Source organism: Marinobacter sp. MDS2, from assembly GCF_030718085.1.
In the GTDB taxonomy this organism is placed as follows: Bacteria; Pseudomonadota; Gammaproteobacteria; order Pseudomonadales; family Oleiphilaceae; genus Marinobacter.
In genome coordinates this window covers 1-16,849 of record NZ_JAVAJF010000005.1, presented here as the reverse complement: position 1 = coordinate 16,849, position 16,849 = coordinate 1, and the positions used below count along the sequence as shown (strand labels likewise).

The window sequence follows — 16,849 nt, the reverse complement described above, 5'->3', positions numbered from 1 at the left end:
GTCAATTTATTGTAGGCAACTGCTACATTCGTTGCCATAGCCTAGCGGTTTAGCTTAGTGACAATATGTCCATATAGGTTGCAGTGCGGTAAAAAAAGCGCGGGCCGAAAAAAAGCTTGGCGATTGAACGGTAGGGAAATGACCGGAGGGAAAACCTCCGGTCGAAAGGCCTTATGCGAAGGTTTCGTTCTTCTCGGCTTTTTCCAGTAACAGGGTGGGCGGCGTGAACCGCTCACCGTATTGAGTGGCCAGTTCCTGAGCGCGTTCTGCGAAGTTGCGCACACCATACTGGTTCACGAACTGAATAGCGCCGCCGGTCCAGGGCGCGTATCCAATACCGAAGATGCTGCCAATGTTGGCGTCCTCTACGGTGCGCAAGACACCTTCCTCCAGACAGCGAATGGTTTCGATGGCCTGAATGAACAGGATGCGATCTTTAAGATCCTGCAGTTTAACGCTGCGGGCTTTCTCTTGATCGACAAACAGGTTCTCAAGTTCGGGCCAGAGGTATTTCTTGCCCTTCTCCGGGTACTCATAGAAGCCTGCTCCGGACGCTTTACCTTTCCGGTTATGGGTGTTCACCATGGTATCGATAACACCTTCCGCAGGGTGCGGTGTCCAGGTGCGGCCCGCTGCTTCTGCATCCCGCTTGCTTTCAGCGCGGATGTGCTGCATCAGTGTCAGGGTGACTTCGTCCGAAATGGTCAGAGGACCTACCGGCATACCTGCCAAAACCCCGGCATTATCGATGCTGGCCGGGTGAATGCCTTCGGCGAGCATGCTGATGCCTTCGTTGACGAAGGTGCCGAATACCCGGGAGGTAAAGAAGCCGCGGCTGTCGTTTACAACAATCGGAATCTTGCCAATCTGCTGAACGTAATCGAAGGCGCGCGCCAGGGTTTCATCGGAGGTGGTTTCACCAACAATGATTTCGACCAGCTGCATCTTATCGACGGGCGAGAAGAAATGCAGACCGATGAAGTTTTCCGGCTTCGCGGAGGCGTCGGCCAGCTGACTGATGGGGATGGTGGACGTGTTGGACGCAAAGATGCCGTTGGCTGCCATTTTCGGCTCGGCTTCCCGGGTTACTTTCGCTTTCAATCCGCTGTCTTCGAAAACGGCCTCAATGATGAGATCACAGTTTTCCAGGTCGTCCGCTGAGTCGGTTGCAGTAATGCGGCTCAGAACCGCATCTTTTTCGGCTTCGGTCATGCGGCCGCGGCTAACTTTCTTGGCTAGCAGCTTCTCGGAATAGCTTTTGCCTTTTTCGGCATTCTCGACCGATACGTCCTTCAGTACGACTTCGACGCCGCGAGTAGCGGTGGAGTATGCAATGCCTGCGCCCATCATACCGGCACCCAGAACCCCCACTTTCTTGAAGGTTTCCTTCTCGACACCGTCAGGTCGGCTACCGCCGGCTTTGATGGCGTTTAGCTGGAACCAGAAGGTGCTGGTCATGTTTTTCGCAACGTTACCGGTGGCCAGCTCTGCGAAGTAGCGGGTTTCGACCAAGCTACCGCTGTCGAAATCAACCTGTGCGCCTTCAACGGCAGCCGCGAGGATCCGCTCCGGTGCCGGGTAGCAGCCTTTGGTTTTCTGGCGAAGCATAGCTGGCGCAATTGCGAGCTTTTGCGCCATGGCCGGATGGTGTGGTGCGCCGCCCGGCATTTTGAAACCTTTCTTGTCCCAGGGCTGCTGGGATTTCGGGTTGGCTACAATGAACTCGCGAGCCTTGCTCATCATTTCTTCAGGTGAGCTTGCCAGAGCGTCGATTACTCCGGCTTTCAAAGCTGCTTTAGGCGCTAGCTTCTTGCCTTCCATCAATAGCGGGAAGGCGGCTTCAAGCCCGATCATTCGCGGTAGACGCTGGGTACCACCACCGCCGGGAAGCAGGCCCAAAGTGACTTCAGGCAAGCCGAGCTGGGTGCTGTCTTTATCGAGTGCAACACGATGGTGACAGGCGAGGGCGATTTCCAGACCGCCGCCGAGCGCAGTGCCGTTAATCGCAGCAACAACGGGCTTGCCACAGGTTTCAAGGAAGCGCATGTCGGCTTTCATGCCGTCTACCATGTCTTCAAAGGCTTTTGCCTGGTCGCGTGTCACCTTGTGTAATTCGTTCAAATCGCCACCGGCAAAGAATGTTTTCTTCGCGGATGCGACAATGATGCCTTTGATGTTATCCAGGTCTTGCTTAACCTTGGCAACGACTTCGCTGAGAGCGGTCCGAAACTCTCCATTCATGGTGTTCGCGGACTGGCCGGGCATGTCGATGGTGAGAGTCAGGATTTGGTCTGAACCCAGGTCGTACTTAATTGCAGTCATGGTCTGTTCCTTATTTTGAAAGTGGGTTCAAACGCGTTCAATGATGGTGGCAATACCCATGCCGCCGCCGACACAAAGAGTGGCCAGGCCGTAGCGGAGTTCGCGGCGCTCAAGTTCATCGAGCAGGGTGCCGAGTATCATGGCACCGGTCGCGCCCAGAGGGTGGCCCATGGCGATAGCACCGCCGTTGACGTTCACTTTCTCGTCCGGAACAGACAGTTCTTTCTGGAAACGCATCACGACGGAGGCGAAGGCTTCGTTCACTTCAAACAGGTCGATCTGGTCTATCGTCAGTCCGGCTTTTTCCAACGCTTTTCGAGCAGCCGGCGCCGGGCCGGTGAGCATGATAGTGGGGTCGGTACTGGTGACTGCCGTTGCGACAATACGGGCGCGGGGCTTCAAGCCCAGCTCTTTGCCTTTGGCTTCACTGCCGATCAGCAGCGCAGTTGCGCCATCCACGATGCCCGAGGAGTTGCCGGCGTGGTGAACGTGGTTGATTTTCTCGACGTAATGGTACTTCTCACGTGCCACGCTGTTGAAACCCATCTCGCCCATCATCTGGAATGAGGGCTTGAGACCAGCCAGTGAGTCCACAGTGGTGTTGCTGCGAATGAATTCGTCGTGATCCAAAATCGTGACGCCGGTATTGTCGGTCACTGGAACGATGGATTTGGCGAAGTAACCTTGTTCCCAAGCGTTGGCGGCCTTTTGCTGGGAACGAACAGCAAAGTTGTCAACATCTGTTCGTGTGAAACCTTCAAGGGTTGCGATAAGGTCCGCACCAATACCCTGCGGCATGAAGCCGGTTTCCAGGTTGGTTTCGGGATCCGTCGCCCAAGCGCCGCCATCAGATCCCATCGGAACGCGAGACATGGATTCAACACCACCGGCAACCACCAAGTCTTCCCAGCCGGAACGAACTTTCATGGCTGCCAGATTGACAGCTTCAAGGCCTGAAGCACAGAAGCGGTTGAGTGTTACGCCGGCTACTTTCTCGTCCCAACCTGATGCCAGAGCCGCCGTTTTGGCGATATCGGCACCCTGATCGCCAACAGCGGTCACACAGCCCATGACGATGTCATCTACCTGCGCAGTATCCAGCTGGTTGCGTTCTTGCAGAGCGTCAAGCACCGCGCTCAGCAATGTAATGGGTTTGACGCTGTGCAGTGAACCGTCTTTCTTGCCACGCCCGCGTGGGGTGCGGACTGCATCAAAGATATACGCCTCGGTGGACATGCTCGTTCCTCTGTTCGTTGTTTTGTGGAATACGTCAGTTATCTAACCATAGCCGTTATGGTGCGGGCGGAGTAATGACAGTGCCTGCCAATCCCATTGGCCTATTTGCTCAGGAGTATGCCGGTGATAAAAAAATCCCTGAGCGGCTGGGCCGGTCAGGGATTGGGAGGCTTGTGATCAATACGTTGTGATCAGCTGGTTTGGGTCAGGCTGGTTAATGCCTGCTTCAACCGTTCTGCATTTTCTGCTGAGGTATCTTCAACGTCCGGATGCAAACACCAAAGTGCAACCAGCTTCTCGAGTTCCTGGGTGGGAGAGGCATTGTCGGTGCTTCCCATGCCATCGCTGAGCCGCTGCACCTGAATCTCCATGCGGCGGGGCTGATCTTGTTCCGGTGTGGGTGTTCCTGTCAGTATCTCTGCCCGGATGGCCAGATCTCGCCCGTTGATCGGGCCAGCGGCGTTGACCAGATTAAACCAGTGTTTGGGCGCAGTTTCGCTTGCTAGTTTTTGCTCAACTTTGTCGCTGACGAACGCTTGCCAGTCGGACACCGTTTGCTGAAACTTTTTCAGCTCCGCGGCCCGGTTGAGCTTCTGCTTAAGCTGCTGCACCTGTTCTTTGATCGCCGGCGATAAAGGTTGGTTGGACAGCGGTTGAATGGCTTGCCGGGCTTCGCTCAGAATCGTCTCGTCTGCATCGGCATCAATGCTCTGATATTGGCTCAAGACTTCTTGAGCGGCCTGGTCGGCCAATTGGCTGGCATGTTGCTGCTCGGTGCGCTGGGCCTCGCGACGGGCAAAAATCTGATCGCAGGCTTTGCGGAATGCCTGCCACATCTTGCGGTCCTCGCGGTGCCGTGTAATGCCAATGCTGGTCCATTCAGCTTGCAAGGATTTGGCTTGATCCATGGCTTCCTGCAGCGGCTCATGATCAATCAGCCCCTGAGCTCTCTCCACAATGGATTGCTTCAAGGCTTCGTTCTTTTTGCGCTCTTCATCCAGTGGTTGTTCCAATCGTTTCAGCAGTTCATCAAACTGTTTCTGTACCGACCGGTTGTTTCGGAAATCAACCGGCCAGGCTTCTTTCCATTCCTGCCTTGCGGTCTGGTAGATACGTTCAATGGCCTTCCAGTCAATGGATGCCCAGTCGGCGTTGTCGAGGAAATTGGACAGTTCATCGCAGATCGCTTTTCGTTTATCCAGATTTGCCTGCTTCAGGTCGGATTTGGCTTCAAAATAGGCTTTGCAGGGCTCGTAAGCCAGATCTGAGGCGGCTTTGAACCGGGTCCAAAGGGTTCGGTCTGACGATCCACCCAAGTTGCGCCATTCGCCTTGCAGTTCTTTGATCCGTTCCGCTTTGGCTTCCGGGTCCATGGGTTGCTCGGCCAGATATTCCATCTGCTCGCACAGGGCGATTTGTTTGGGCTCGGTTGCAAAACCTTGCCAATCGCTCAGTTCGCGAAACTGGCCTGTAAGCAACTGCATGCGTGCTTGCAGGTTTTTCCGGTGACCGTGGTCCAATTGCTGATAGAGGTTCTGCGCGGTTTTGAACAGCTGCTTGGACTCTTTGAATTGGCGAGCCTCGAGAGCGGCTTCCAATTCTGGTAAAGCGCTTTTCAATTTGCTCGCAATCTCTTGCTGCTTTTCTCGCTGGCCTTCGTTCTGTTTCGGTGCTTGTCGTTTGCCGGTGAGCCTGCGAACCTGAACCAAGGCAGCGGGCTGAGATAGCTCGGCAGGCCATTCCAGTTGCTGGAGCAGTTCGGTCGCTTTGGTTCGGTGCTCGTCCGTGGCTTCGCCTGATTCAGCCGCTTGTGCCAGCGCGGTCAAAGTGTCTTTTTCCTGCGCCAGCCAGCGAACAGCGTTCAAACAGCTGCGGAGTGTCTGCATCTGCTGTTCGTAGGTTTTTTGTTCACTTTTCTCAACGTGGGTGTCTCTGGTCGCTTCCAGCCAGCGGTTCTCTTGTGTTTTCTGGAGGGCGTCGAGAGCCGAGGGAGAAGGCAGGTCGTTGGCGTCTTGCTGTTTGAGGTCGGTCAGCGTGTTTTTGAGCAGTTCGAGTGTTTCGGTACGCTGGCGTGCCTGTTCTTGCTCGCGCGCTTCTTCCTGTTGAGCATGTTCAATCTGCTGCAAACGCTTTTGGCAAGCATGTACCGCTTCCAGAAAGTGTTGCGATTGCTCTGAGCTGGCGTCGTCTTTTACCGCTTGCCATTGCTCTTGTAATGCCTCAAGACGGGCTTTGAACAGTTTGGTGTTTTCGCTGCTGGCCTGGTCTTTGGCTTGTGCGACCAGATCACTGACTCGCTGGCGGGTTGCGGCTTCACGGGCCTGCTGCTCACGCAAGCGCTGAAGTGATTGCCGGACAGTCTGGTAAACGCTTTTGTCCCGACCTTTCGAGTTTTTTTGAACGTGTTGAAGCAACGCTTCGTCGTGCAGTCCTTTTGCCGCTTCGAGCCTGATAGCAGCGGTAACACCGTCTACTGCAAGCGTTGCCAAAACTGACTGCTCTGGAGTGTTCGTCAGCTGTTGTTGCTGAGTTTCCCGAAGTTCATTGCGTTGATCTACCTCGGCAGGCTGTTTTGCTTCAGGCTTAGCCTGGGAGTTGGAACTGGAGGTCGCTTTTGTTTTGCGGGACTTGAACAGTTTCTGAATAAATGCAGCCATAAAAGGTATCCTTCGGGATTGAAACCAGTCAGCGGTGGCGGCGGATAGCACGGCACCGGCCATCGGCATGTGTTGCATGCCGGATAGTTGTAACATCGGGCGCTAGTCTAGCGTTTAGCTGGCGCATGCGGGAAGGGGCTACATGGGAAAAGATTCAAAACACGATGATCCGGAGTATAACGCCCGCTCGGTAGCGTTACGCTTGTTAGCGCGCCGGGAGCACAGTCGTCAGGAGCTTTCGTTGAAATTACGCCAAAGGAAGCTCGAACAGCCTGTCATTGAATTGGTGCTTGATGAATACGAACAGGAGGGCTGGCTGGACGACCATCGGTTCGCAGAGGTCTACAGTCGCCAACGGATAGATGCAGGCTATGGCCCGATACGGATTATGTCAGAGCTACAACAACGGGGTGTGCACTTTCTTCCGGACTGCGTGGCGGAAAAGACCGACGCCGAGTGGGCTCGGGCGGCAGCCGAATTGCGCGAAAAACGTTTCGGGCTGAATCGCTTGAGTGATGACTTGTCTGAGAAGCTCCGGCAGGCGAGATTTCTGGCTCGACGCGGTTTTTCCTCCGCTCAGGTAGAACGAGCCTTAAAAATTGATAACGCCGAGCAGCTTTGGGGTGGCGATGAAGTTTAAAGCGTGGGCGGTATTACGCTGAGTTCAGGGGGCAGGGCGGCCCTCAGATCTGCCCGGTCGTTGGGGGAGGCTGGCTCAGAATCGTCTGCGCCCGCGAGGTTGTTGGGAGTGTCCAGCGCTGGCGGCTGTTCGGGCGGAGACGGCTTCTTTGGCTCCATTGCCGGTATTCTCGCCAGCACGTCGTAGTAGCGTCGAATATTCTGAACGTAAGTGACGGGCTCGTGCCCTCGGGCATAGCCAAAACGGGTCTTCGAATACCATTCTTTCTTCGCCAGCAATGGCAGGAATTCTTTTACGTCCATCCAGCGGTCCGGGTTCCGCCCGGCTGACTCGGTTAGCCTGCGAGCATCCTCCAGGTGACCATAGCCTACGTTGTAAGAGGCCAAGGCGAACCAGGTTCGATCAGGTTCGGGAATTCGGTCCGGAATTCGCTCATGCACCATGCTGAAATAGCGGGCACCCCCTTTGATGCTTTCTTCGGCATCAAGGCGGTTGTTGATGCCAATGTATTTGGCTGTCGTTCTGGTGAGCATCATCAGCCCGCGAACCCCTGTGGGAGACACCGCATTCGGGCGCCAGTGGGATTCCTGGTAGCCAATGGCAGCCAGAAGCCGCCAATCCATACCAATTTTTCGGGCGTGCCGTTCAAACAAGGCTTGATACCGCGGCAGCCGATTTTCAAGGTGATGCATGAAGGTGCGAGCGCCCACGTAATTCAGCCGATCCAGGTGCCCGTAGAACCGTTCGGCCAGCTGAGCCTTCGAGCCGTCCTCGTTGGCCCGCTCCATAAACAGCCGGGCGGCATTGGCTAGGGTTTCATCCTGTTGCGGCGGGAAAAGCCAAACGAGTTCTTGTGGCTCGTTCAGTGCAAACGCTTCCTTGACCATCGGGAAAAAGACGTGATTCAGGTCGAGCTCGTTCGAGGCGATGACGGCGTATGGCAACTCGCCAGCGTTGACCTTTTCCAGCAATCCTTCTGCATCCAGGCCGGGGTGTATGCGAATTTCCGGCTTCAGGTCGCCGGCGGCGACATCGATAACATGCTCATGATTACTGTCGGCTAGCAAATGTAAGGTCTGGCCAGATAACTCTGCCATTGAATCAGGTGCCGGGTGGTCGCGGTGATAGATCACAATGGACTGTGCATTGATGCCCGTTGGAACCGGATGGAATTCGGCAGCGAAATCGGGGCGATTCACCAACCCAGCCAAACCGATATGGGCGTAGTTGCGCTTCAGCACGGAGAGAATTTCGGAGTTGTCTTTCGCTACCCGAACCCGCAGCTCAACGCCCAGCTCATCGGCGAATCGGTGTGCAAGTTCGTAGTCGTAACCGGTAGCGCCACCCTCGTCTTCGTAATAGACAGACGGTGCAGTACGGGTAATTACGTGCAACACCCCTTCGTTCTTTACTTCTTGCAAGGTGCTGGGTTGAGTGCATCCGCCGGTGGCTACCAGAGTGGCCAGAATCAACGTGAATACAGCTCGATTACCTTGGAACTTTTTGATGATCTGTGACAAATCCATGCGCTCCGCAAAGCCCAATGTTCAGGAAACTGCGTGACTTAAGCCACTTGCCTGTTGTTTGATGCCTCATGCAATCCTTGCATACATGTGATGATCTCTTCTTGTGCCTCCGTGGTCAATTATCGTGGATACGTAATCACCAGAACCGGTTCCATTATACACCTGAGAAAGGCGTCAGCTTACCCTGTATCCTTGCGCCAGTTTCAAGTATCATTGCCGCCTTTCAGAAAGACGTCCCCCGATTCTTCGCGCGATACAGGTTGATATCATGCTTGAACTTCGCGGCGCGCCAGCGCTCTCGCCCTTTCGTTCCCGCAAATTGCATTCCCGCATCCAGGACATGGTTCCGGATGTAGAGCATGTTTATGCTGAGTTTATGCACTTTGTGGATCTAGATGACGACCTGTCCGATACCGAACAGGCGATTCTGGACCGGCTGCTTACTTATGGGCCCAGTGTTGAAGTAGAAGCGCAGGATGGAGTTTTATTCCTCGTGGTTCCACGCCCCGGCACTCTGTCTCCTTGGTCCAGTAAAGCGACCGATATTGCCCGTAACTGTGGTCTGCGACAGATCCGTAGAATTGAACGTGGTATTGCTTACTATATTCGCTCCAGTAAAAAACTGGGGTTGGAACAGCGCGAGAAAATCGCGGCACTTCTGCACGACCGTATGACGCAGAAGGTCTTCCACGAAATGGGTGGGGCAGAGCTTCTGTTCAGCAATGAAGAGCCACGCCGCTTGGGCCGTGTTCCGATTGTGTCCGGTGGTCGCGCGGCGTTGGTTGAGGCCAATGCACGTTTGGGGCTGGCTCTGGCTGATGATGAAATCGATTACCTGGTCGAGTCCTTCATCAGACTCGAGCGTGATCCGACCGACGTTGAATTGATGATGTTCGCTCAGGCGAACTCCGAACATTGCCGCCACAAGATTTTTAATGCTTCTTGGGATATCGATGGTGAAGCCCAGGACAAATCCCTGTTCGCGATGATTAAGAATACCTACGAGATGAACAGTGAAGGCGTTTTGTCTGCTTATAAAGACAACGCGTCTGTGATTGTAGGTAGCGAAGCAGGTCGTTTTTACCCGGCTCCGGGTACCGGTGTGTACAGTTATAACCGTGAGCCTGTGCACATCCTGATGAAGGTTGAAACGCATAACCACCCGACGGCGATTGCTCCGTTTGCCGGTGCTGCGACCGGTTCCGGTGGTGAGATCCGTGACGAAGGCGCTACAGGCCGAGGCTCTAAGCCAAAAGCAGGTCTCTCTGGCTTTACCGTATCCAACCTGAACATCCCGGGCGACGAGCAGCCGTGGGAGCTTGGTTATGGGAAGCCCAGCCGTATTGCTTCGCCATTGGACATCATGATTGAAGGTCCAATTGGTGGCGCGGCATTCAACAACGAATTCGGCCGTCCGAACCTGACCGGGTATTTCCGTACCTTTGAGGAAAAAGTCGCGGGCGCAGCCGGCGAAGAGGTGCGCGGCTACCACAAGCCGATCATGATCGCCGGTGGTATGGGTAACATCCGTGAAGAGGATGTGGAGAAGGGCAATATCCCTGTTGGCGCTAAGCTGATTGTTCTGGGTGGCCCGTCCATGCTGATCGGTCTGGGTGGCGGCGCAGCTTCTTCTATGGATTCTGGTTCCAGTAACGAAAACCTTGATTTCGCCTCTGTTCAGCGTGATAACCCTGAAATGGAGCGCCGTTGTCAGGAAGTGATTGACCGTTGCTGGCAGTTGGGTGAGCAGAACCCTATCTGCTTTATCCACGACGTGGGTGCTGGCGGTTTGTCGAACGCCATGCCGGAACTGGTCAAAGATGGTGGCCGTGGCGGTAAGTTCGAGTTGCGGGACATTCCCAGCGACGAGCCGGGCATGTCGCCTCTGGAAATCTGGAGTAACGAATCCCAGGAGCGTTACGTTCTTGCCGTAGCGCCGGAAGATCTTGAGCGTTTTGACGCTCTGTGTCGCCGTGAGCGTTGCCCGTACGCGGTCATTGGCGAAGCGACCGAAGAGCACCATCTTGAACTGGCGGATTCGTACTTCAACGACAAGCCGGTTGATCTGCCGATGGATGTGTTGTTCGGCAAGCCGCCGAGAATGCATCGGAGTGTCACGCGTGCGTCTTTCACCAAGCCGATCTTCGATTCTTCGAAAATCGACCTGCAAGACGCCATTCGCCGTGTACTACGGTTGCCGTCAGTCGGTTCCAAGAGCTTTCTGATTACCATTGGTGACCGCACGATCACGGGTTTGGTCGCTCGCGATCAAATGGTCGGTCCTTGGCAGGTGCCAGTGGCTGACGTGGCCGTAACTGCCGCGTCTTTCGACGTCCGTGCCGGTGAAGCCATGGCCATGGGCGAGCGCACACCGCTGGCGGTAATCGATGCACCCGCATCTGGCCGTATGGCGGTGGGTGAAGCCATTACGAATTTGGCTGCTGCGCCGATTGAAAAACTTTCCAATATCCGGCTTTCCGCCAACTGGATGGCTGCTGCCGGGCATCCCGGTGAAGATGAAAATCTCTATGAAACCGTTAAAGCGGTCGGTATGGAGTTGTGTCCCGCACTGGGGATTACTATCCCGGTGGGCAAAGACTCCATGTCTATGAAGACCACTTGGGAAGAAGAAAACGGCGAACAGAAGAGTGTTACGTCGCCGCTGTCACTCATTGTGAGTGGTTTTGCGCCGGTAACTGACGTGGCTCGCACGCTGACGCCGCAGTTGCGCACCGATGCAGGTGAAACAGATCTGATCCTGATTGATTTGGCCGCCGGCCAGAATCGTTTGGGCGGCTCGGCGCTAGCTCAGGTGTACAGTCAGGTCGGTGCAGTAGCACCGGATTTGGATGATCCGGAAGACGTTAAAGCTTTCTTCGCGGTGATTCAGGGGCTGAATTCTGACGGCAAGCTGTTGGCTTACCACGACCGCTCTGACGGTGGTTTGTTCGTGACGTTGGCAGAGATGAGCTTTGCGGGCCGCACCGGTGTCAGCGTTAAACTGGACGGTTTGGCAGAAGACAGCTCTCAATTCGCTCGCGAGCTGTTTAACGAAGAGCTGGGTGCTGTGGTGCAGGTTCGCCGAGAAGATACAGAATTCGTACTTCAGCAGTTCTCCGCTGCCGGCCTTGGTGATCATACCGGTGTTATCGGTACGTTGAACGAGTCTGATCGAATTGAGCTGACCTTCGCCGGTGAGAGCGTTGTTGACGAGGCGCGTGCTGATCTTCAGCGTTTGTGGGCGGAAACCAGTTTCCAGATTCAATCGTTGCGTGACAACGCGGATTGCGCCAAAGAAGAATTTGATAACCTGCTCGACGCTGAAGATCCCGGTCTGAGCGTTGATCTGACGTTTGATATTAACGAGGACGTTGCAGCGCCATTTATCAATTCGGGCGCTCGCCCGAAAGTGGCCGTTCTGCGCGAGCAGGGCGTTAATGGCCAGATTGAGATGGCAGCGGCCTTTGATCGTGCTGGCTTTGAAGCGGTTGATGTCCACATGAGTGACCTGTTGTCTGGCCGAATCTCACTAGAGAGCTTCCAGAGTTTGGTAGCGTGTGGTGGGTTCTCCTACGGCGACGTATTGGGTGCGGGTGAAGGTTGGGCTAAGTCCATTCTGTTTAACGACCGTGTTCGTGACCAGTTTGCCAGCTTCTTCACCCGTGAGGATACTCTGGCGCTGGGTGTATGTAATGGTTGTCAGATGCTGTCCAACCTGCACGAACTTATTCCCGGTAGCGAAGGCTGGCCTCGTTTCGTACGAAACCAGTCGGAGCAGTTTGAAGCGCGCCTGGTGATGGTAGAAGTGGCGCAGTCTCCATCAGCCTTCCTGGACGGCATGGCGGGGTCGCGTATGCCGATTGCTGTTGCTCATGGTGAAGGCCGTATTGAGTTTGCCGCGGGTAATACGGCGGATTCTCTGGTTGAGAATAAGCTGGCAGCACTGCGTTATGTGGACAACCGTGGTGAAGTAACTAGCCGTTATCCATACAACCCGAATGGCTCTGAAGGTGGCATTACCGGCGTTACAAATCGTGATGGCCGCGTCACCATTATGATGCCTCACCCTGAGCGTGTGTTCCGTGCGGTGCAGCATTCTTGGCGGCCGGATGGCTGGCAGGAAGATGGTCCGTGGATTCGCATGTTCCGTAATGCGAGGCGCTGGCTGGGTTGATGTAAGCCGCTCCGGTTCGCGCAAAAGCCGACCGGGCTTTGCCTTCCCTTTTGGGAGGTAACGCCCGGTCGGCTTTTTTTGTGGTGTAAGTATTTGTCCGCTCAATAAATGTACGATTTGTCGGAAGGATTTGTGCTAAAACTGGTGGTCAAGGGCTTGACTCAAGTTTTTTATGCACATTTGCAGGGTTCAATTGGTGGAACTATGAACAAACAAAGGGATATGCGTTCACTTTTTGAGCTTTTCATTTAACCTATTGAATATAAAGGAGTTTATTTGATGGGCGAATTTCTCGTCAATTTGAGGTGAGGCCAGTATTCATAAGGGTTTAGAGTAGATTCCCTAATACTTTGCACAGAGTTATCCACAGAAATTGTGGGTAAGTTCGAAAAGTCTCGATTTGAGCAAAACTTGTACGATTTGAGGTGGCCAATGTTTAAGGTTTGTTACTTTGTTCCCGAGAGTCATTTGGAGATTACCAAGCGGGCGCTCTTTGAAGCCGGTGCGGGGAAAATCGGTGATTACGATAGTTGTGCGTGGCAGTGTCAGGGGAAGGGACAGTTTCGGCCCTTGGCAGGAAGTGATCCTTTTTTGGGGGAGCAGGGGGAGTTGGAAGTGGTTACGGAGTTTAAGGTAGAGCTGGTTTGTGTTGAAGACCGGATACAGGGGGCCATCGCAGCATTGAAGCAGGCCCACCCGTATGAAGAGCCGGCTTATGAAGTGTTTCGGCTGGAAGTGTTTTGATCGATTCGCTTGGTGCTGGGTGGGCGGATGTCGGTAACGTGCAGGTCGTAGTTGCCTGAAGGCATCTCTGACAGGAAAAATTCCAGTGTCCGTTTAACGGTCGGGAACGAAATTTCGTCCCACGGGATTTCGTCTGCAGCGAAGAGTCGCGACTCCAGGGATTCTTCGCCAGCACCAAAACTTCCATTGACCAGTGTTGCGCGGTAAAACATGTGCACCTGGTTGATGTGGGGGACATCTATAATGGAGTACAAGCCGTCGATGGTTACTTCGGCCAGAGCCTCTTCCAACGTTTCCCTTGCTGCCGCTTCGATGGTTGTTTCTGCATTTTCCATAAACCCGGCAGGTAGCGTCCAGTAACCGTAGCGGGGTTCGATCGCTCGCCGACACAGTAAAATCTTCCCATCCCATACAGGAACGGTACCCGCGATAATTCTGGGGTTCTGGTAATGAATGGTTTCGCAGCTAACGCACACATAGCGGTATCGGTTGTCGCCCGCTGGAATCTTTTGTTCAACCTGTTGGCCGCATGTGCTGCAATACTTCATCGTTTTCCCCGTATACTGAGAGTTCAATAGTAGCCAGTTTAACGATCGCGGCTGCTTGTGTCTCATTCAATGTTGCTATCTGATTGGAGAGCAGAGTGCAGGATCTGTTGCAGGAAAAGCTGTTAAATTATGCGCCTAGGCAATTGGCTCTGGATTATCCCGAGGCGGGAATACTGGTGCCGATTACTGACAATGCTCGCAATCCCGAAATGATTTTTACCCTGCGTTCTGCAAACCTGAAAACTCATCGAGGCCAAGTGGCCTATCCGGGCGGCAAGCGTGATCCGGAAGATTCGTCACTCGCTGCGACCGCCTTGCGGGAAACTCACGAGGAAATTGGTCTGCCACCGGATCAGGTAAACGTGATTGCACCGTTGAGCCAGGTGGTTTCCCTTCATCGGATTCTTGTCACGCCCTATGTGGGTGTCGTCCCGGAAAAGCACGCTTACGAGCCCAACCCCGATGAAATTGAGAGTGTCTTTCGGGTACCCATTGATTTTTTTCTGGAAGACAAGCGGGAGCGTACTGATGCGCTCGGTTTTCAGAACAGCACGTTGTATGTGCCCTGTTATAAGTGGGACCGTTTCCAGATTTGGGGGCTGTCCGCAATTGTGTTAGTCGATTTTTTGAATACGGTTTACGATGCTGAAATCGATATTCTTGAGCCACCACGTTGAATCAAATGGAGTGAGAGATGTTTTACAGTCTTGATGAGCGTACGCCAGAGTACTGCGGGGGCGAACAGTTTGTCGCCGACAACGCGACCGTTATCGGCAGCGTTAAACTGATGGAAAAGTCCAGTGTTTGGTTCAATGTGGTGATACGGGGTGACAATGAATTGATCACCATTGGCCCCGAGACCAATGTACAAGATGGATCCGTTCTGCATACTGATCCGGGTATTCCTCTCACGCTTGGCCGTGGGGTGACGGTGGGTCATAAGGCAATGCTGCACGGTTGCGAAGTAGGGGATTACTCGCTTATCGGCATTAATGCCGTCGTTTTGAATGGGGCCAAAATTGGCAAGCATTGCCTGATCGGCGCGAACACCCTGATACCGGAAGGGATGGAGATTCCTGATGGTTCGATGGTGGTAGGCTCGCCCGGTAAGATTCGCCGGGAGCTGACCGACAACCAGAAAAAGATGTTGGAGATCGGTGCGCTTCATTACGTGCACAACGCACAGCGCTATCAAGCGAAGCTGAAAGAGGTTGATCTACAGCGATGAAAGTTGGCGATAAAGTGCGGTCACCCTGCGTGTCTGTGTGCGCACTGAATGACGATGACATCTGTATTGGCTGTCAGCGAACCGGCGACGAGATCCTGCGCTGGAGTTCCATGACCGATGACGAACGGCGGGAAGTGCTTAAAAGCGTTGCCGAGCGTGAAGAGAAATTTCAAATCTAAATAACGGGAAGTAAACGGGAATGACTGAAACCGGCGATGTCGTGCGTATCGGCACCCCATTAACTCCAAACGCTACGCGCGTTTTGTTTTGTGGCTCAGGAGAGTTGGGTAAAGAGGTTGTTATTGAGCTCCAGCGGTTTGGCGTGGAAGTAATTGCCATCGATCGGTATGCGAACGCGCCGGCCATGCAGGTTGCGCACCGCAGCCATGTTGTGGATATGTTGGATGGCGCAGCGCTAAGGCAAATTGTTGAGCTGGAGAAGCCTGACCTGATCGTGCCCGAAATTGAAGCGATTGCTACCGCAGAGTTGGTGAAGCTGGAGGAAGAGGGCTATCGAGTGGTGCCCACGGCTCGAGCTGTGCACCTAACGATGAATAGGGAAGGTATTCGCCGTTTGGCCGCTGAAGAGTTAAAAGTGCCGACATCGCCATACCGCTTTGCAGGTACTCGCGAGGAATATTTGGCAGCGGTAAAAGAAGTTGGCATGCCCTTGGTGGTTAAGCCCGTAATGAGCTCGTCCGGCAAAGGGCAAAGTACCGTAAAAACCGAAAGTGATATCGAGTCCGCGTGGGAATACGCTCAAAGCGGCGGCAGGGCAGGCCGTGGTCGGGTGATTGTAGAGGGTTTTGTTGATTTCGATTACGAAATTACCCTGTTGACCGTGAAGCACCGCGATGGAATTTCGTTCTGCGATCCTATAGGTCATTTGCAGGAAGATGGTGACTACCGGGAGTCCTGGCAGCCCCATCCGATGTCCGTTAAAGCGTTCGAACGTGCCACCGAAATTGCACGATCGGTTGTGAATGATCTCGGTGGGTACGGCATCTATGGTGTTGAGCTCTTTGTAAAAGGCGATGATGTTTGGTTTTCGGAAGTATCGCCACGCCCCCACGACACCGGTTTGGTCACGCTGATGTCGCAGGACCTGTCAGAGTTTGCCCTGCATGCTAGGGCAATATTGGGTATGCCTGTTCCGGCGATCCGACAAAAAGGGGCGACTGCATCCGCTGTGATCCTTCCGGAAGGTGATTCAACGTCCGTCTCTTATAGTGGGTTGGCTGAGGCGCTTTCTGAGCCGGATACCCAGATTCGGCTGTTTGGTAAGCCAGAGCTTAAAGGAAGAAGGCGTATGGGGGTGGCTCTTGCGCATGGCTCCACAATTGAAGATGCCAGGGCGCGTGCAGTCGCCATCGTGAGTAAAGTTAAGGTGGAGCTCTAGAGCACGTTATTGAGGGCCGAAAGTGGGCGATTTGGAAAAGTTTGAGAAAATTTCAGATCGCCCGTTGACACCCTCAGGGATGTCTGTAGAATGCGCATCTCGCTTGAGGGGCTAGCCACTAAACACGGCCAGTACCGAAGCGGTAACTGCTTGAAAGTTCTGAAGAAAACGTTTTAAAGATTCTTCAAAAAGCAGTTGACAGGGTGGCGGTTCAGTGTAGAATGCGCCCCACGATTTAGCAGTAACGCCGGTGAGTTTTTCGGCCGTTTTCGAAGACGAAAACAGCGGTTAAAATTAACGGTTGACAAGGTGGCGAGACGATGTATAATTCGCGGCCTTGATTGAGCAGCAGCTCAAACGCTCTTTAAAAAGTTG

12 protein-coding genes are annotated in these 16,849 nt (G+C 54.0%); 7 read left to right on the top strand and 5 right to left on the bottom strand.

All coding sequences use genetic code 11. The annotated features are described in order from the left end of the window. Positions 1-171: 171 nt before the first annotated feature. The 3 genes from Q9245_RS15500 to Q9245_RS15490 form a co-directional block, all read right to left on the bottom strand. A complete protein-coding gene (locus Q9245_RS15500; RefSeq protein ID WP_305898003.1) occupies positions 172-2,322 on the bottom strand; it encodes a 3-hydroxyacyl-CoA dehydrogenase NAD-binding domain-containing protein in 2,151 nt (716 codons plus the stop codon). Between the two features lie 27 nt (positions 2,323-2,349). After that, positions 2,350-3,558 carry an acetyl-CoA C-acetyltransferase gene (locus Q9245_RS15495; protein ID WP_305898002.1) on the bottom strand — a complete coding sequence of 403 codons (1,209 nt, stop codon included), beginning with the start codon at positions 3,556-3,558 and terminating at the stop codon, positions 2,350-2,352. Between the two features lie 191 nt (positions 3,559-3,749). Continuing rightward, entirely contained in the window at positions 3,750-6,215 is a 2,466-nt protein-coding gene (locus Q9245_RS15490) for a DUF349 domain-containing protein (RefSeq protein WP_305898001.1), read from the bottom strand. A gap of 142 nt (positions 6,216-6,357) precedes the next feature. Here Q9245_RS15490 and Q9245_RS15485 point away from each other — a divergent pair, with 142 nt between their 5' ends. After that, positions 6,358-6,855: a regulatory protein RecX gene (locus Q9245_RS15485; protein ID WP_305898000.1), complete on the top strand. Its 498-nt coding sequence runs from the start codon at positions 6,358-6,360 to the stop codon at positions 6,853-6,855. Here the strand turns inward: Q9245_RS15485 and mltF are convergent. Next, complete coding sequence (mltF, locus tag Q9245_RS15480; RefSeq protein WP_305897999.1) at positions 6,852-8,381, bottom strand: membrane-bound lytic murein transglycosylase MltF; 1,530 nt, start codon at positions 8,379-8,381, stop codon at positions 6,852-6,854. The genes Q9245_RS15485 and mltF overlap by 4 nt on opposite strands. Positions 8,382-8,649: 268 nt before the next feature. On the opposite strand from mltF, the gene purL reads away from it, so the two are divergent. Then, entirely contained in the window at positions 8,650-12,555 is a 3,906-nt protein-coding gene (purL, locus tag Q9245_RS15475) for a phosphoribosylformylglycinamidine synthase (RefSeq protein WP_305897998.1), read from the top strand. A 432-nt stretch (positions 12,556-12,987) separates the two neighbouring features. Further along, a complete protein-coding gene (locus tag Q9245_RS15470) occupies positions 12,988-13,299 on the top strand; it encodes an NGG1p interacting factor NIF3 (RefSeq protein ID WP_305897997.1) in 312 nt (103 codons plus the stop codon). On the opposite strand, the gene Q9245_RS15465 is transcribed toward Q9245_RS15470, so the two are convergent. Continuing rightward, positions 13,269-13,847 carry an NUDIX hydrolase gene (locus Q9245_RS15465; protein WP_305897996.1) on the bottom strand — a complete coding sequence of 193 codons (579 nt, stop codon included), beginning with the start codon at positions 13,845-13,847 and terminating at the stop codon, positions 13,269-13,271. The genes Q9245_RS15470 and Q9245_RS15465 overlap by 31 nt on opposite strands. A gap of 95 nt (positions 13,848-13,942) precedes the next feature. Here Q9245_RS15465 and Q9245_RS15460 point away from each other — a divergent pair, with 95 nt between their 5' ends. The 4 genes from Q9245_RS15460 to purT are packed head-to-tail and all read left to right on the top strand — an operon-like array spanning position 13,943 to position 16,474. After that, positions 13,943-14,524, top strand: coding sequence for a CoA pyrophosphatase (locus tag Q9245_RS15460; protein WP_305897995.1), 582 nt, complete (start codon positions 13,943-13,945; stop codon positions 14,522-14,524). 17 nt (positions 14,525-14,541) lie between these two features. Further along, positions 14,542-15,075 (top strand): gamma carbonic anhydrase family protein, encoded by a 534-nt coding sequence (locus Q9245_RS15455; protein WP_305897994.1) that lies wholly within the window; start codon positions 14,542-14,544, stop codon positions 15,073-15,075. Then, the gene (locus Q9245_RS15450; protein ID WP_305897993.1) at positions 15,072-15,254 is read left to right on the top strand and encodes a DUF1289 domain-containing protein; all 183 of its coding nucleotides are present in this window, start codon (positions 15,072-15,074) and stop codon (positions 15,252-15,254) included. The genes Q9245_RS15455 and Q9245_RS15450 overlap by 4 nt, the downstream gene beginning before the upstream one ends. 20 nt (positions 15,255-15,274) lie before the next feature. Next, complete coding sequence (gene purT / locus Q9245_RS15445) at positions 15,275-16,474, top strand: formate-dependent phosphoribosylglycinamide formyltransferase (protein ID WP_305897992.1); 1,200 nt, start codon at positions 15,275-15,277, stop codon at positions 16,472-16,474. Positions 16,475-16,849 lie beyond the last annotated feature (375 nt).